Source organism: Aliiroseovarius sediminis (genome assembly GCF_022678485.1).
In the GTDB taxonomy this organism is placed as follows: Bacteria; Pseudomonadota; Alphaproteobacteria; order Rhodobacterales; family Rhodobacteraceae; genus Aliiroseovarius; species Aliiroseovarius sediminis.
Map to the genome: position 1 here is coordinate 13577 of NZ_JALBYP010000038.1, position 14051 is coordinate 27627.

17 protein-coding genes and 1 tRNA gene are annotated in these 14051 nt (G+C 57.2%); 7 read left to right on the forward strand and 11 right to left on the reverse strand.

All coding sequences use genetic code 11. From position 1 onward, the window contains the following. Positions 1-351: 351 nt before the first annotated feature. From MN186_RS14215 to MN186_RS14225, 3 genes are all read right to left on the reverse strand, one after another. The gene (locus tag MN186_RS14215) at positions 352-1485 is read right to left on the reverse strand and encodes a hypothetical protein (protein WP_242115031.1); all 1134 of its coding nucleotides are present in this window, start codon (positions 1483-1485) and stop codon (positions 352-354) included. Further along, positions 1482-3323 (reverse strand): DNA cytosine methyltransferase, encoded by a 1842-nt coding sequence (locus MN186_RS14220; RefSeq protein ID WP_242115032.1) that lies wholly within the window; start codon positions 3321-3323, stop codon positions 1482-1484. Before MN186_RS14220 ends, MN186_RS14215 begins: the two co-directional genes overlap by 4 nt. 128 nt (positions 3324-3451) lie before the next feature. Then, positions 3452-3676, reverse strand: coding sequence for a helix-turn-helix domain-containing protein (locus MN186_RS14225; protein WP_242115033.1), 225 nt, complete (start codon positions 3674-3676; stop codon positions 3452-3454). 95 nt (positions 3677-3771) lie between these two features. On the opposite strand from MN186_RS14225, the gene MN186_RS14230 reads away from it, so the two are divergent. The 5 genes from MN186_RS14230 to MN186_RS14250 are packed head-to-tail and all read left to right on the forward strand — an operon-like array spanning position 3772 to position 5388. Continuing rightward, entirely contained in the window at positions 3772-4041 is a 270-nt protein-coding gene (locus MN186_RS14230; RefSeq protein WP_242115034.1) for a hypothetical protein, read from the forward strand. After that, the gene (locus MN186_RS14235; RefSeq protein ID WP_242115035.1) at positions 4029-4445 is read left to right on the forward strand and encodes a hypothetical protein; all 417 of its coding nucleotides are present in this window, start codon (positions 4029-4031) and stop codon (positions 4443-4445) included. The genes MN186_RS14230 and MN186_RS14235 overlap by 13 nt, the downstream gene beginning before the upstream one ends. Further along, positions 4442-4609 (forward strand): hypothetical protein, encoded by a 168-nt coding sequence (locus tag MN186_RS14240; protein WP_242115036.1) that lies wholly within the window; start codon positions 4442-4444, stop codon positions 4607-4609. Before MN186_RS14235 ends, MN186_RS14240 begins: the two co-directional genes overlap by 4 nt. Next, positions 4606-5103: a hypothetical protein gene (locus MN186_RS14245; protein ID WP_242115037.1), complete on the forward strand. Its 498-nt coding sequence runs from the start codon at positions 4606-4608 to the stop codon at positions 5101-5103. The genes MN186_RS14240 and MN186_RS14245 overlap by 4 nt, the downstream gene beginning before the upstream one ends. A 57-nt stretch (positions 5104-5160) precedes the next feature. Next, on the forward strand, positions 5161-5388 hold the full coding sequence (locus MN186_RS14250) for a hypothetical protein (protein ID WP_242115038.1): 228 nt from the start codon (positions 5161-5163) through the stop codon (positions 5386-5388). A gap of 127 nt (positions 5389-5515) precedes the next feature. Here MN186_RS14250 and MN186_RS14255 read toward each other — a convergent pair whose 3' ends face one another. From MN186_RS14255 to MN186_RS14285, 7 genes are all read right to left on the reverse strand, one after another. Then, positions 5516-5773 (reverse strand): hypothetical protein, encoded by a 258-nt coding sequence (locus MN186_RS14255; RefSeq protein ID WP_242115039.1) that lies wholly within the window; start codon positions 5771-5773, stop codon positions 5516-5518. 277 nt (positions 5774-6050) lie between these two features. Further along, entirely contained in the window at positions 6051-7436 is a 1386-nt protein-coding gene (locus tag MN186_RS14260) for a plasmid recombination protein (RefSeq protein WP_242115040.1), read from the reverse strand. Beyond that, entirely contained in the window at positions 7429-8523 is a 1095-nt protein-coding gene (locus tag MN186_RS14265; RefSeq protein ID WP_242115041.1) for a helix-turn-helix domain-containing protein, read from the reverse strand. The genes MN186_RS14260 and MN186_RS14265 overlap by 8 nt, the downstream gene beginning before the upstream one ends. A gap of 302 nt (positions 8524-8825) precedes the next feature. Beyond that, positions 8826-8902, reverse strand: a tRNA-Arg gene (locus tag MN186_RS14270). Positions 8903-8947: 45 nt separating this feature from the next. Then, positions 8948-10000 carry a LacI family DNA-binding transcriptional regulator gene (locus MN186_RS14275; RefSeq protein ID WP_242115042.1) on the reverse strand — a complete coding sequence of 351 codons (1053 nt, stop codon included), beginning with the start codon at positions 9998-10000 and terminating at the stop codon, positions 8948-8950. Between the two features lie 95 nt (positions 10001-10095). After that, on the reverse strand, positions 10096-10875 hold the full coding sequence (locus tag MN186_RS14280) for an inositol monophosphatase family protein (protein WP_242115043.1): 780 nt from the start codon (positions 10873-10875) through the stop codon (positions 10096-10098). Continuing rightward, positions 10862-12208, reverse strand: coding sequence for a TldD/PmbA family protein (locus MN186_RS14285; protein WP_242115044.1), 1347 nt, complete (start codon positions 12206-12208; stop codon positions 10862-10864). Before MN186_RS14285 ends, MN186_RS14280 begins: the two co-directional genes overlap by 14 nt. Positions 12209-12330: 122 nt before the next feature. Between MN186_RS14285 and MN186_RS14290 the strand changes: the two genes are divergently transcribed. Together MN186_RS14290 and MN186_RS14295 are read left to right on the forward strand one after the other, a co-directional pair. Continuing rightward, positions 12331-13086 carry an SDR family oxidoreductase gene (locus MN186_RS14290; protein ID WP_242115045.1) on the forward strand — a complete coding sequence of 252 codons (756 nt, stop codon included), beginning with the start codon at positions 12331-12333 and terminating at the stop codon, positions 13084-13086. Next, on the forward strand, positions 13083-13715 hold the full coding sequence (locus MN186_RS14295) for an enoyl-CoA hydratase/isomerase family protein (RefSeq protein WP_242115046.1): 633 nt from the start codon (positions 13083-13085) through the stop codon (positions 13713-13715). The genes MN186_RS14290 and MN186_RS14295 overlap by 4 nt, the downstream gene beginning before the upstream one ends. Here MN186_RS14295 and MN186_RS14300 read toward each other — a convergent pair. Next, positions 13712-14044 (reverse strand): HNH endonuclease, encoded by a 333-nt coding sequence (locus MN186_RS14300; protein ID WP_242115047.1) that lies wholly within the window; start codon positions 14042-14044, stop codon positions 13712-13714. The genes MN186_RS14295 and MN186_RS14300 overlap by 4 nt on opposite strands. Between the last annotated feature and the right edge of the window lie 7 nt (positions 14045-14051).

The window sequence follows — 14051 nt, forward strand, 5'->3', positions numbered from 1 at the left end:
AGCACCGTCTAATGCCTTGGCAATCAGCTCGGACATTGTTCTGCCCTGATTGAGTGAGGCAACACGAAGTGCCGTGTGGATGCCTTTTGGCAAATACACGGATGTATGTTGGATTTGTTCTTGATGACGCATATCAACCTGTCCGTTTTCAAAAATGAAATCGGCACCGGTGGCGGATCTAAGGTTGATGGTTTTTAGAGAGGCTTGCTCTCACTACACAAGGTCTGGTGCCTGAGAAAAATTGTATCCAGCCACAGAGTGAAATTCAAGAATAAAAATGCTTGGGTGCTACGGCGAGCGGCTTACATCGGCTGTGCAATCTAGGCGCTGGCCATTCTCCAAAGACAGTTTCTAAGTACCTAGAATGATTTGGTTCCATCTTTCACGATGCTCAAATCCAATGTCGGTATCTGACTTCAAAAGTTCGACGTAATGGGGGAAGATAGCGGATGGATCCGAAACCAGCCTGAGGTAATATCTCAGCGTCGGAAGAACCCCGTTTACGATGATCTGACAACCCGTGCTTTCTTGCACTTCCTTTGCTTGAGTTAAAATATCATCGCCCGGCACACAACTCGCATGGGTAGTAAGAATGTAATAGCGATCAACGCTGCGGTCGATCAGTTTTTGTGACGCAATATCAACCATGTTCGACGTCACGATTTGAAGGTGTTTCACTTCCAAAGCTTCAAAAACAGAGCCATCATCATTCTTGATTTCAATATCGCCAGTAGCTCCCGTCTGCGCATCGGCGGCGCTATGCAGCTCCAAATCAGCAAGATCGAATCCGTCGAACCGCTTGAGTTCCGGCATTATGAGCCGGTAAAGGCTGTGCAGCGCCAGAACAGGCAGCCGCGACGCTCCTTTCGATTTGTAGGTCGAATGGAAATGGTTTTCAAAATGCTTGATGATGGTAGCGATGTCCGAAATCTTCGGCACTACGAGATTAATTCGCTTAGCCTCTCGACGAATAATCTGCCCAAAAACCAGATACTTCAAGGCTTCGGATGCAAGTTCGCCATCTTCTTCTATCGCCTTATAGCAATACAGGAATTCTTGTTTTACTGCTCCGATGGCCTCATCGTAATCTGGCTTGTATGGTTTTGGCCGTTCGAAAACACGGGTTTGCCAACCAGACTTCGCTCCGTCGAATTTGTTTTTGCTTAACCACGGATAGATGATGTTTTCACTTACAGGGCGATGAGAAAAATGACTCACCGGTTTCTGTATTCTGACCATGTGATAGCGCGAGTCGATGTCCGGATAGGCGGATTTGATTGCCAATGCGGTCACGATATTGGTCAATGCAGTAGAAGCTGCGTTGTCGCCATGATCATTAATGGAATCGAGAGCCTCTCTCAGTGGATCGGAAAGTCCAAAAGTCGGGGTTATTTCAGGATTCACATCAAACTCAGCCTTTGAGTGAATCAATGCAGAATCTAGGACTGCTAGGATTTTCTCGTTCTTGTCAGCGTATGGCTTCAATTTGCGACTCTTTTCTCGGTGACATACGAGTCAGCGACCCTAGTGTTTTTTGGTTTCTTGATCGAAAAATTCATCTGCTTGCTCTGCGGCAATGTGAAAGGATAGGCGATCATGTATTTTCCATGAGGGATAGCAATATTTGTTTCGCGAGTCCGCACGTCGTAACGCATGGCACGAAGGTGCGTAGCAAGTTCGTCGAAAGACTTAACCTCGAACACATGCGCTAACTCGTTCATAAGATCTTGTTTGTCTAAGTATCTCGAACAACGATCAAAGTCGGACACGAACTTCGCAAACTGAAGAACTGGATCATCACTGCGCGCCTCAAACTGAGAGACCCGAAAGAAAGGATAGGGCTCGGTGAAATGGCCATAAAGCTCAAATAGTGACCCGAAAGAGCTAACCGAACGGACCCATTCGTCAACGGCGTTCCAAAGGAGCTGAGGTGCACTCAATCCTCTACCAAACAGTGACAGATTCAACGTAGCTGTAGGGGGGCCAGAAAAATCACGCGCTGAGGACCAAACCTCAATGGCCATTTCGGCACTAAGCGCCCCCTCACTCTCGAAGAAGACATCCAAATGGTGGTGGCCATCTTTGGCCGATCCGGTAACATTCATTCCGACCACCGAGCTTTTCCGAGGCAATAGCGCAAACTCAAAATTTTTCTCACCCCTAGCAATTATTGCGCTGCCATTTCGCTTGCGTTTAACCATGCTGTGGAGTGCACGTGTCTTTGCAGCTTTTGTCCCCTTACGCTTGTCAAAGGTAAGCTGTTGATCGACAGCAAGAAGTTCAACACGTTGCTCCGATCCGAAAATTTGATGTGCAACCGCTTCGGCTAAAAAATACGCAATTTTTGGAGAAACTGAGTTGCCGATTTGCTTTACGACAGATGCGCGTTCGCCATGAAACCTGTAGTTCTGTGGGAAACCTTGGATGGCTTTGTATTCGTTAACCGAGAAGTAGCGATTATCCCAATGTAGCGGCCCGGTATACTTACCTGGGCTGGCGATGATTGTTTTCATCGGATGGCTGCGGTGGGCTTTGTAGAGAAAATCTGAAAATCTGGAACGATAGGCGAAAACGGGATTAGGATGTCCACGTTTGGCAGTAAAATATAGATAGTTTTGTCCCTCTGGAACTTCCGGAAGCAAATGAGAGTACTTCCCACCCTCAAATTTCAAGCCTTCGGCCTCAGAGTTTGTGAGCTTGAGACTTTTGAACGCCTCCCGAGGCGACACATGTGGTTTATTCTCAATGGAATCTGGTCCCAAAAGCGGTCGCGGGAAAAGGAACGGGCCGCTGGTGCGATGACCTACTAGGAACATACGCTCGCGATGCTGCGGAACACCATAGTCAGCGGCATCCAAAAGACGGTAATCTACGTTGTAGCCGAGTTCGTTGAACGCAGCTACAATCGCTTCCCAGTCCTGACCTTTGTTGGTGGCAAGGATCCCTCGCACGTTCTCAAAAACGAAAGCGCTTGGCTGTAGGTGACGAATGATATCACGATATGCTTCGAACAAATTGCCGCGATCGTCAAGTCGACCTGCCGCACCACCCGCTCGACGGCCCGACGCAGAAAAACTCTGACAAGGAGGCCCACCTACTACAAGATCGATATTCTCAGGCAACTGCTGATAGTTGATAGTGCGTATATCGCCACAGTGGATTTCGGAACTCTCCGAGGTTGAAACGCCCTTGTTGAGCCGTAGCGTTTCGCAACAATCACTGTCGATATCCGAAGCATAGACAATGTCAAAACCTGCTTGGTGAAATCCCAGATCGAGGCCACCTGCACCCGCGAAGAAGCTTGCCACACGTATTTTTTTCATACTTCGCCCTCCCAGACACACAATGTTGATGGTTTGCCAAACTGACCACCACAGATAGCGAAACCGCTCTCAATAAGATAGAGGCAAGTTGAAGCAATTTCGTTAATTTCAGGTTGTTAGCGGACCCATCAGGCCTTCAACAGCGTGCAAGCTTCGACACCGAACCCTTCAGCCACCCGGTACAGATTGTCGATCGAGATATTCTGCTCTGAGCGCTCAACTGCACTGAGGTAGGTGCGGTTCAGCCCTGTCTCGTGCGCCAAAAATTCCTGCGACCAGCCGCGATCAGCGCGCAGCTTGCGCATGTTACGCGCAACGATGTCTCGCAGTGGGCTTTTGGGCGTCGTCTTCATGCACAATGCTATTGTGCTTTGACGCTTTTAACTCTACCTGTTTTAACATACATTCAGCACGTTAGAGGCGTCCCATGCCCCAATGCCCCCACTGTATGACCGATGTTCACGAGGATGCCCGCGTTTGTCCGTCCTGTGGCGCGAAGAAGGGCCTCATGGGGGCTGGGTTCACCTCGCGCGATCTCAAGGCCCGTGCGGCGGTCGTGGCCGGTGTCGGGCTGTTGCCGCTTGTGGTGGCTATCGGCTTTCTGATCAACGGCGACACGATGGGCTTCAAGATTGTGGGCAGTCTTTCGTTGCCGCCCTTCGGCCTCGCAGCATGGATATTCATCACTTCGGAGGGAAAAGAGAAATGGTATCGCTGATGTTGGACGACCCGAAAGGGGTGGAGCAGCGGCTGCGAGCTTTGGTCCAGCCGATCCTGAAGCCTTATTGGATGGTGTGTGATTATGACTCGCAGACCATCGAGGATCACGAACGCGCGGCCGAGATGCTCGATCTGCTGATAGACATTCTGGAGGACAGCGGCATCGGCGTGCAACGCAGGCTGGTTCCGGCGGATGAAGTTGTCGAGTGGTCCAGCGAGCGCAAGCTGGTGGCACCGGCGAATGAAGCCGGTTTTCGACTGTCCGTGAACCCCGAAGGCGGGATCAACATCCGGATAGGGTTCGAGGACAAGACCTTTGTCGAGCATGGCCTGACGCCCGAAGCGATTGCGACGCTGGTCAACAGTTTCTGCAACCTGCGGCTGGCGAGCCCTTACCGATGAGCGCTCAGGCCGATCAGAAGCACACGTCCTTCTACATCAGCACAGAGGGCCATAGGGCGCTGCGTATCGAGGCCCTGAAACGCGGCCTGACGATGAGCCAGCTGATCGTGCGGGCGTTGTCAGATGCAGGCGTAGACATCCCGCAAGAGGATCTGAAGAGATGAAAGTTGTTCTTACTGCCGCGCTGGTTGCGCTGGCCTCTCCGGCATTTGCAGAGGGCTGGTATTTCGAGGCTTCGCTAGAAGGCGGGGCAGAGTTCTGGACCTTCACCAACGCAACCGGCGAGGTCAGCCCGCGCCGCGCGCGCAGCGAAGAAATCTGGATAACCCGCTCGGACGAGGTGAACAGTCTGGGGCCAAACGGCGCCTGCGACTTCAACAATTGCAGCGTGTCGGTGACACTTGGCGGGCAAGCACCGGCGGCGGGCGAACGAGTACAGATCAAGTTCTCCAATGGCGACGCGCTGGATTTCGCTGCGCGCGGCGGAGAGGTGCTGTTCGACAACTACGCGACAGCAGGCATGGGCGCGACCAACCGTTTCGTGCAAAACATCCGCGCGGCAGAATGGGTGGAGATCAGCTTTGGTGGAAGGTCACACAGGTTCAGTCTCGCAGGATCAAGCAAGGCACTGGACGCGATCCAACCCTATCTGCGATGATTTTGGTGCATTAGGTCGATAGTGCATTCGTGCCAACGCACTACAGGGAGGCCGCACATGCCTTTGAAAACCACCTATTTTGGCTTGCCGATCTTGCGCGGCAAGTATGTGCGCGATGATGACATCAAGGCGCTGCCCTTCTACGAATTTTGGTCAGACAGCGCCCGTGGCATCGGTTGCATTGGCGATCCCGAGACTGGCGAAATGCTGATCCCACTGCGCGACTGGGAGAAGTTCAGCGTCAGATTTATTGAGACGGGGCGGCATCGCGGGATGACCGCCTGAAACCCCACAATCGCTCGATCCTTGACGTCTCGCTCATGTGGATTTTCAGGCTATCGTTGCGCGTGTCGAAACCCGCCTGACATCGCCCTTCAGATGGCAGGGGACGGCGGGTTTCGATGGATCGGGATCACCAGAAATAGTCGTGCGGTTTGCCATCCACAGGCCAGACAAGGGTGTCGGGATCGTCTGCTGTCAGGGTTGCCCGCTCAACAGACTTCGTCCGGCGGCGTTGAGGGCGCTTGTTGGCGAGCAGATTATGCCAGCGTGGGCAGCTTTCCCACCAGCGAATTTCGCGAGGATCGACGCCGAGCCTGCGGGCCAAACCCTTTGTAGAGTAGCCGCGCCCATACGCCACGCGCGGGCGTTTACGTTTGTGATGAGCCATCGTGCGGCTCCTTTCATGCAGTTGCGTTACTACATGGCGTGGCCCTCCTTCGCGGGGTTGGTTTCCGTTGCAAACGACATAGCACAACGCTCCAACCATGGACAGTTGGCACTCACTGATTTTGGCGGGGTTCAGGGGCGCAGCGCCCTGATCGACATTTTGCGGGTGGGTGCGTAGCAGCCGGGCCCCGCAAAATAATAGTCGGTCACTAATATTTAGCGGAAACCCCGAAAGTAGGTCATTATGGATCACATTGAATTAACTTTGCGGGCGTCATTCAATCAGCGTCAAACCGGAAAACGGAGCGTGATTGTGACGGTTCTGCCTTAGGTTCCTGCGCAACCAAAGCGGCCACTCCGCGCGCACGATTGAGATCTTTCCGGGCTGATTCCTCGATGTCGCGCCATGCTGGTGTGACCTCGACGAACCCCGCCAGCGTGTCGGGGCGGGATGCCCAGCCAAAGGTCTGTTGGGCGGTGCGCGCGATCCGGTCCACGAGCTCTTCCCATCGCATCCAACGGGGAATTGCTTCCGCGAGGCGTTCGGTCCAGTCGGCAATCATGGCGAGCAGATCTTTGAAACGCTCCACCGTGCTGCCTGCCGGGGAAGGCGCACTTAGAGCATCAAGGCCTTCGTCAATGATCGGGGAAATGGTCATATGGATTTCGTTGTTCTCCTCCCCTGTCCGCGAAGGATAGCCGCGCGGATTGGTCTGCTGCGACAGGCGGGACAAGAGGCGATCATCTGCATCCATAGCGGCCAAGGCCGCGACAAGCCCCTCCTCGGCCAACCTTTGCCCCAACTCTGCCTGTTGCAGCCGATGGGCCGCCGTGCGCCTTGCGATAGATTGCTCGCGGAACTCGGCTTCTTCGGCACGGTTCGTTGAGGCCGTCGCCCTCCGGTCTGCCTTCTCGGCGTCTTTCAAGTGCTGTATCCGGTCCTGTTCAGCCTTCCAAGTCGCTCGGTCCAGACGGCGGCGCTTCGGGCCGGTACGGGCCTGACCATGCAACGACCCGACTTCGGCATGATACCGGTCTTGCCACACGCTCATGGACTGCTTGTATGCTCTGGACGGGGAACCCGACCAACCGTTCTTGATATGACGGTCCTGCGCTACATGCCCTTCATGACATAGTTTGGCGTTCATGCGCGGGTTGGCTTGTGTGACAAGCGGCAAGGCAAGAACGTGAATATGCGGACGGGCTTCGTCGAGGTGTTCGACGATGGTCATGATCTCCAAGGCGTTTGCTTCTGCATCGCGCCGGGCAAAGGCGATCACGTCTTCACGCCATGCCAGATATTCGGCCATGTCCATGTTTTCAACAGCATCCGGATAGCTGTAAACGCCCGCCACAAGCACATGCGTGTCGATGCGGATGCCGCGCAGCTCGTTTTTCAGGTCTGGTCTTTCCTTGCGCATCTTGCGCAGAGCCCGGTTTTGCTCGGCAACGCGGTCTTCGACGATGCCATTAAGGTCGCGCGGCCGCATCCCCTCCAGAATATTCGGCGGTTGCGGGTTTGGCACATGCGGGCAAGCCCCGTCGAGGCGTTCAAGTTCTTCGACGATCGACCTGATCGAAAGGCTCTTTGAGTTTCCCTTCTGGCTGTAAGTTTGCTTGTGGGCAAAGATCGATTTTCCTGTCGTTTGGGGTGCATCAGACATTGTGCTGCCCTTTCGCGAAGCCGATCAACTCGCCCAGCAGACGGTCCAGAACCGCTTTTTGTGCCGCCTCGCTCCGGACCATGTTGACAAAGGCCCCCGCCGCGTCCCTGACCGTGTATTTGTCAGCGCGCCCTGCGTTGTGATCCGCGACGAGGAGGCACAGCACGGCCCGTTCACTGCCGAGAATTTCGCACTGTCGTTGCCAGACACCTGTCGAGACCCCGAGCTGGTGCGCCCGATCGCGCGCAGCCATTTCCATGCTGCGCCAGTCGGGCGGACCTCCAGCCGCACCCCCCGCGTAAAACCCGATTATCTCTTGGAATTCCGCACCCGCCAGCAACATCGCAAGCGAGGGGGTAATGCGGACAGGTTGCGGATGTCGCGCTTTCTCTGCCCTACAGGTTTTATATTTCTTTTCTTTACCTGTATTGAGTGGGGGTGAAATGTCGCACTGGTGGGACATTTCACCCCTACCGTTTTCTGTTGAAAACTCTTTCCAGACGGCTTCCAAGGCCGCGACCACTTGCTTGAGGCGCTCGAAGCTTTGGATGGTGGAGGGCCGGTTGTTGGGCAGCACATCAGTTGCGGCTTCACAGGCGTCATCTATCTGGAGCTTGCGGATATCGCCAAACAACTTGCGTATCCGTCCACGAAGCCGCTCGGCCTCTTCCTCCTCAAACACGGCTTTTCGAGCTGCCGCCTGAATTTCGCTAACGCGGTTGATCAGCGGGGCAAGATTAATCCCGAATTCGTGGCCGATTGCGCCGTTCTTCCGTGACCCGTTTCTGCGGCTATGTTTCGATGCCGACTTTCCTAGAAAGCCGCGCTCGATCAGTTCGGCCTCGATCCGTGCGACCTGACGCCGGTCCATTTCAGCTCGACAGGCGGTTTTCGTGACCGAAGTCCAGAATGCACAGATGCGGCCAGCCGTGAAGTCCTCGTCCTGTGTGCAACCTATCGCGACCTTCAGGTAAGAGATCGCACCCTTGCTGAGGCCCAGCTGCCTGCGGGCCGTCTGGATCAGCCCGAAGAACTGCCATCGCGTGAGACCGGCTGGCAAACCGTTGTGTGTGAGGGCTTGGGTCATGGCTGCACCTCATCGTGAGGTGATAGCCACAATCCCATAGTTGCGCTGGAGCCGTATTCGGTGCTATCCTTGCGAGCAAAGCTGGGTGCTTTTGTTTTCGATTTGATCCCCGTTTCGGTTGCCGCCGGACGGGGATTTTTCTTTTCGCATCTTCGCGGGAATCCTCCGCCCGTCAAATCGGACTGTACGGGTTTTGTACCGGTGTTCTTTACATGTTCCCGTACAAAAGCCGGAAAATCCTGCATGATGTTGCAGAGCCGTTCATAAAATACGGCACAATGGACTGTTTTTAGTGGTGTTTGTGGTGACCCCGGCAGGATTCGAACCTGCAACCTGCCCCTTAGGAGGGGGCTGCTCTATCCAGTTGAGCCACGGGGCCGTTGGTTTGGAATAGTGTCACGGAAACCGCTTGTCCACCCGTGCGTCAGCGTCGTCTGAGCGTGTCGCCGGGTTGGATCTTGGGCGTCAGTTCGATACGTTCACCACCACCACTTTCGCCATCTTCTGCGCTGCGTTCGGCGATGATACGGGCGGCGGCGCGACCGATTTCGGCACGGCAGGCGTCCATCGTGGCCAATTGTCGGGGCAGGCCGTCCAGCAGCTCGACCCCGTTGAAGCCCGCAAGGCCGATCTGGCCGGGCACGCTGATCCCTTGGTCCAGGCAGAAAAGCAACCCGCCTGCGCCGATCATATCGTTCGAGTAATACAGAAAATCCAGTTCGGGCGTGCGTTTCAAGATCGCCTCGGTCATCTCGCGGCCTTTGGCAAGGGCCGACCCGCCTTCGTAGAACTCGCGATCCGCAATTTCGATGCCTTCCTTGGCAAGCGCTTCGGTGAAGCCTTCGAACCGTTTGCGGGCGCGATGATCCAGCGGCATCTTGGTGCCAAGAAAGCCGATATTGCGATAGCCGGCCTTCAGGATCGCCTGCGCCATTTTCCGACCTGCGCGACGGTGTGAGATGCCGACACACGCGTCGACGGCTTGTCCGTCGGTGTCCATGATCTCGACCACAGGAATACCTGCGGCTTTCAGCATCGCCTTGGCGGCGTCCGAATGCTCCAACCCGGCGATGATGACACCGGATGGACGCCACGACAGCATCTCATACAACACCTTTTCTTCGCGTTCAGGATTGTAGTTCGTGACACCGACGACAGGTTGCAGCGGCGTTTCGTCCAACACCTCGTTGATGCCGGTCATCACCTCGGGAAACACCATGTTGCTGAGCGATGGGATGATCACCGCCACAAGATTGACCCGTTGCGAGGCCAGCGCGCCGGCGATCTTGTTGGGCACGTAGCCCAGCTCTTTCGAGGCCTCCAGCACCCGTTCGCGTGTCGCCTGGCTGACATCGCCGCGGTTGCGCAACACCCGGCTGACCGTCATTTCACTGACGCCTGATGCCTCGGACACGTCACGCAGGGTCAGGGGGCGGCGATTGCGGGCAGGGGTTTTTACCGGGGGAGTTTCGGTCACGAACGCATCCTTGAACATAGTCTGATACGCTTATGTTAGCGATAAAGATCGCCTTGGCAATGCCTTCTTTTCACGGGGATGTTAGCTTAACACCGTCAGGCCAAACGTGACATCAGCGCGTCGTGAATGAAGCGCCCGCCGGCGATCATGCCGGACAATCTTGGGGTTGGATTGTTGAACCGCGGGGACTGGTTCGTTCGGTCGCTAACCGTGCCGCCGGCCTCTTCGACAATAAGGCTACCGGCGGCGACGTCCCATTCCCAAGTGGGGTGCAGGGACATCATCGCGTCAAAGCGGCCTTCACCCACCAACGACATGCGATAGGCCAGCGATGACCGGAACTTGCGGGTGATCGGCGGCACGTCGGCATTCAGCCAGCGCGACGGGTCAAGATTGGGCCGGGCGGCCAGAACTGTGGCGCCTTCGATCTGGTCGCGCGGGCTGACGGTCAGCGGTGCGTCATTCAACGTGGCCCCGTGCCCAAGGGCAGCCGCATACAGCTTGTCGCGCAGGGGCAGATAGACAACCGCAGCCTGAACCCGCCCGTCACGCGCGATGGCAAGCGAATGTGCCCACGTCGTGGACCCTTCGATAAACGACCGCGTGCCGTCGATGGGGTCGACGATGAAAACATGCTCGGCCTGCAGGCGGTCGGGGGTGTCCTCGGTCTCTTCCGACAGCCAGCCATAGCCGGGGCGCGCGGCGGTCAGTTCCTTGCGCAGCATCAGGTCAACCTCAAGATCGGCCTCGGTCACGGGGCCTTGGCCGCCGGGTTTGTCCCAGCGATGCGCGGTGGTGCGGAAATAGCGCGTGGCGATCTTTCCGGCTTCAAGCGCTGCGTCTGTCAGAAGGGCAAGGTCATCAGTCACCGGCAATCGTCATCCCTTCGACCAGAAGGCTGGGGACCATGCGGCTTAGATGCGGCTCGGCGTCGTTGGCGGGGATGATCCGGCCCAGCATATCGCGCAGATTACCCGCGATCGTGCATTCGTTGACCGGATAGGCGATCTGGCCGTTTTCAACCCAGAAGCCCGATGCGCCACGGGAATAATCCCCGGTGGTCGCATTGATGGTCGATCCGATCATCGAGGTGACGATCAAGCCCGTTCCCATTTGCGCAATCAGCGCATCGCGGGTCAAATTCCCTTGCGTTAGGGTCACATTCGAGATCGAAGGCGACGGCGGCGCCGATGTTCCACGCGATGCGCTGGCCGTGCTTGTCATGCCCAGCTTGTTGGCGGTGGCAATGTCCAGTGTCCATCCTGTCAGCACCCCACCGTCAATGATCTTGCGCCGCTGCGTCGGCAGGCCTTCACCGTCAAAGGGGCGCGAGCCGGAGATTCGGGGGCGGTGCGGGTCTTCAATCAGGTCGATGCCGTCGGGCAACACCTGTTCCCCCAACGCATCACGCAGCCAGGACGACCCGCGTGCGATCATTGCCCCATTGGCTGCTGACAGAAGATGCCCGATCAACGAGGACGAAATACGTTCGTCATAAAGCACCGGAAACGCCCCGGTTGGCGGTTTGCGCGCACCTGCGCGCTCGGCCGTGCGTTGGCCGGCCTTGGTCCCAATTTCGGCAGCCGACGGCAGATCGGCCTGAAATGTGCGCATTTCGCCGGAATAGTCACGTTCCATCGTCGCGCCTTCGCCTGAAATTGCCACGACCGAGGTTGCACGATGCGTGCGCCCGTATCCACCCGAGAAGCCATTGCTGGTCGCCAGATGAAACTGGTGCCGACCATAGCCTGCGGAACTGCTGGAGACCTGCGTCACGCCATTCACGGCAAGCGCGGCGGCTTCGGCCTCAGTGGCGTCACGTTCCAGATCGGCGGGATCAGGTTCGGCGGTCAGGTCCACCAGCTCCAGCGCGGCAAGGTCCCAATCGCGGGCGAACGCATCCGGATCGGCCTGGGCGATATGGGGGTCTTCCGGTGCCTCTTTCGCCATTGCAACGGCGCGTTCCGCCATGGTTGCAATCGTATGGGGCGCGATGTCTGACGCGGACACACAGGCTTGCCGCTGCCCGACCAATACACGCAACCCGATGTCGATGCCTTCTGACCGTTCGGCATGTTCCAGCTTGCCGCCCAGCACGTCGATCGAAACCGAGGTGCCATCGACTGCCAGCGCATCGGCGCCGTCGGCCCCGGCCTTGCGGGCGGCGTCCAGCAATTGCTGTGTCAGGTCGTCAAGCGTATTCGTCATAGTGTTCCCTTTCGCGGTCGTGTTCATCAGGTAACGATCACGACGCTTGGTCGCAAGATGTGTCTCGGGCTTGCAGGTCCGCGCCGGGCTGGCAATAGTGATTGGCAACAGGAGGATGAACGATGACAGACATGACCGGAAAAACCGTCTTGATTACCGGCGCAAGCCGCGGGATCGGCGAAGCCGCCGCCCACATCTTTGCGCAGGCGGGTGCGAACGTGGTGCTGACCGCGCGCGGCAAGTCACAGATCGACGCGATTGCGGCCGCGATTGGTGAACGTGCCCTGTCGGTGCCCTGCGACGTGTCGAAATGGGCTGATGTGAAAGCCGCCGTAGATGCGGCTGTCGCGAAATTCGGAACCGTCGATGTGCTGATCAACAACGCCGGTGTGATTGAGCCGATTGGTCCTATGATAGACTCTGATCCTGCCGAATGGGGTCATGTCATCGACGTGAACCTGAAGGGCGTCTATCATGGGATGCGCGCGGTGATGCCGCTGATGGCGGCGCAGGGCGGCGGGTCGGTTCTGACCATAAGTTCGGGCGCGGCGCATAATGCCCTGGAAGGCTGGGCGCATTACTGCGCGTCGAAAGCGGGCGTTCATATGCTGACGAAGTCTTTGCATAAGGAAGGCGCGGGCAGGGGTATCCGCGCCATGGGTCTGTCGCCCGGCACCGTCGCCACCCAGATGCAGCGCGAGATCAAGCACTCGGGCATCAACGCGGTGGCACAACTTGGATGGTCGGACCATATCCCGCCCGAATGGGTGGCCCGCGCGCTGTTGTGGATGTGCACGGATGACGCAGATGGGTTCCTGGGCGAGGAGATCTCGCTTCGCGATGAAGCCATCCGCGATCGCGCGCAGGTGCGTGGATGATCGACCTTCAGAAAAAGGATGGGGTCTGGATTGTGACCCTGAACCGGCCCGACAAGGCCAATTCCCTGACCAAAGCGATGTTGGAGGAGTTGGCCGCCATCGCCATGGACGCCGCCGGCGATGCGCGGGTTCTGGTGTTCACCGGCGCGGGTCGGGTGTTTTCCGCCGGCGCCGATCTGGACGAAGCGCGGGCGGGATTGGCGATTGACGGGGTATGGGAACGCCTGTCGAACGCCGTGTCAGCCGCGCCCTGCCTGACCATCGCTGCGCTGAACGGCACTCTGGCCGGTGGAGCGTTCGGCATGGCGCTGGCCTGTGACATCCGCATCGCGGTGCCCGAGGCGAAATTCTTCTATCCGGTGATGAAGCTGGGCTTTCTGCCGCAACCATCCGACCCGCGCCGCATGGCGGGGCTGATCGGTCCGGCCCGCACCAAGATGATCCTGATGGCCGGGCAAAAGGTGCAGGCGGACGAAGCATTGCGCTGGGGTCTGGTTGACCGGATTGTGCCGCAGGACGCACTGATGGAAACGGTGTTGGACCTGGCCGAGGATGCCCGCACGCAGCCCGCAGACCACGTTGCCCAGATGAAACAGATGATCCCTGAAACAGGCTCTAACCTGCCCTAAGATCGCCCACCTCTGCGTCTTTGGCCCTTGGTCGAAGCATAGAAATCGGGCGGCCGTTTGGCCACCCATTTGATGAATCGCGCAAGACCCGGATGCGATTGCAGCGCAGCCACCGTGTTGAAATTCCGCGCGAGCTCGGCCTCGCTCAGTTCCAGATGGATCTGGTTGTGGCAGATCTGGTGCAACAACACGGTCGGGCCGCCCTTGCCACCCCTGAGCTTTGGCACAAGGTGATGTTTGCTTTGCGCCACGTCGCCGGGAATGGGCCTGCCACACAAGGCGCAGTTGGGCACAAAATCGTTGCCCTTTGAGGTCAAACCGCTATCCATGCTGAAC

Excerpts from the sequence above, each read along its gene's own strand:
- MN186_RS14220 (WP_242115032.1), bottom strand. The coding sequence starts at position 3,323 with ATGAAAAAAATACGTGTGGCAAGCTTCTTCGCGGGTGCAGGTGGCCTC.
- MN186_RS14225 (WP_242115033.1), bottom strand. The coding sequence starts at position 3,676 with ATGAAGACGACGCCCAAAAGCCCACTGCGAGACATCGTTGCGCGTAAC.
- MN186_RS14230 (WP_242115034.1), top strand. The coding sequence starts at position 3,772 with ATGACCGATGTTCACGAGGATGCCCGCGTTTGTCCGTCCTGTGGCGCG.
- MN186_RS14235 (WP_242115035.1), top strand. The coding sequence starts at position 4,029 with ATGGTATCGCTGATGTTGGACGACCCGAAAGGGGTGGAGCAGCGGCTG.
- MN186_RS14240 (WP_242115036.1), top strand. The coding sequence starts at position 4,442 with ATGAGCGCTCAGGCCGATCAGAAGCACACGTCCTTCTACATCAGCACA.
- MN186_RS14245 (WP_242115037.1), top strand. The coding sequence starts at position 4,606 with ATGAAAGTTGTTCTTACTGCCGCGCTGGTTGCGCTGGCCTCTCCGGCA.
- MN186_RS14250 (WP_242115038.1), top strand. The coding sequence starts at position 5,161 with ATGCCTTTGAAAACCACCTATTTTGGCTTGCCGATCTTGCGCGGCAAG.
- MN186_RS14255 (WP_242115039.1), bottom strand. The coding sequence starts at position 5,773 with ATGGCTCATCACAAACGTAAACGCCCGCGCGTGGCGTATGGGCGCGGC.
- MN186_RS14260 (WP_242115040.1), bottom strand. The coding sequence starts at position 7,436 with ATGTCTGATGCACCCCAAACGACAGGAAAATCGATCTTTGCCCACAAG.
- MN186_RS14265 (WP_242115041.1), bottom strand. The coding sequence starts at position 8,523 with ATGACCCAAGCCCTCACACACAACGGTTTGCCAGCCGGTCTCACGCGA.
- MN186_RS14285 (WP_242115044.1), bottom strand. The coding sequence starts at position 12,208 with ATGACGAATACGCTTGACGACCTGACACAGCAATTGCTGGACGCCGCC.
- MN186_RS14290 (WP_242115045.1), top strand. The coding sequence starts at position 12,331 with ATGACAGACATGACCGGAAAAACCGTCTTGATTACCGGCGCAAGCCGC.
- MN186_RS14295 (WP_242115046.1), top strand. The coding sequence starts at position 13,083 with ATGATCGACCTTCAGAAAAAGGATGGGGTCTGGATTGTGACCCTGAAC.
- MN186_RS14300 (WP_242115047.1), bottom strand. The coding sequence starts at position 14,044 with ATGGATAGCGGTTTGACCTCAAAGGGCAACGATTTTGTGCCCAACTGC.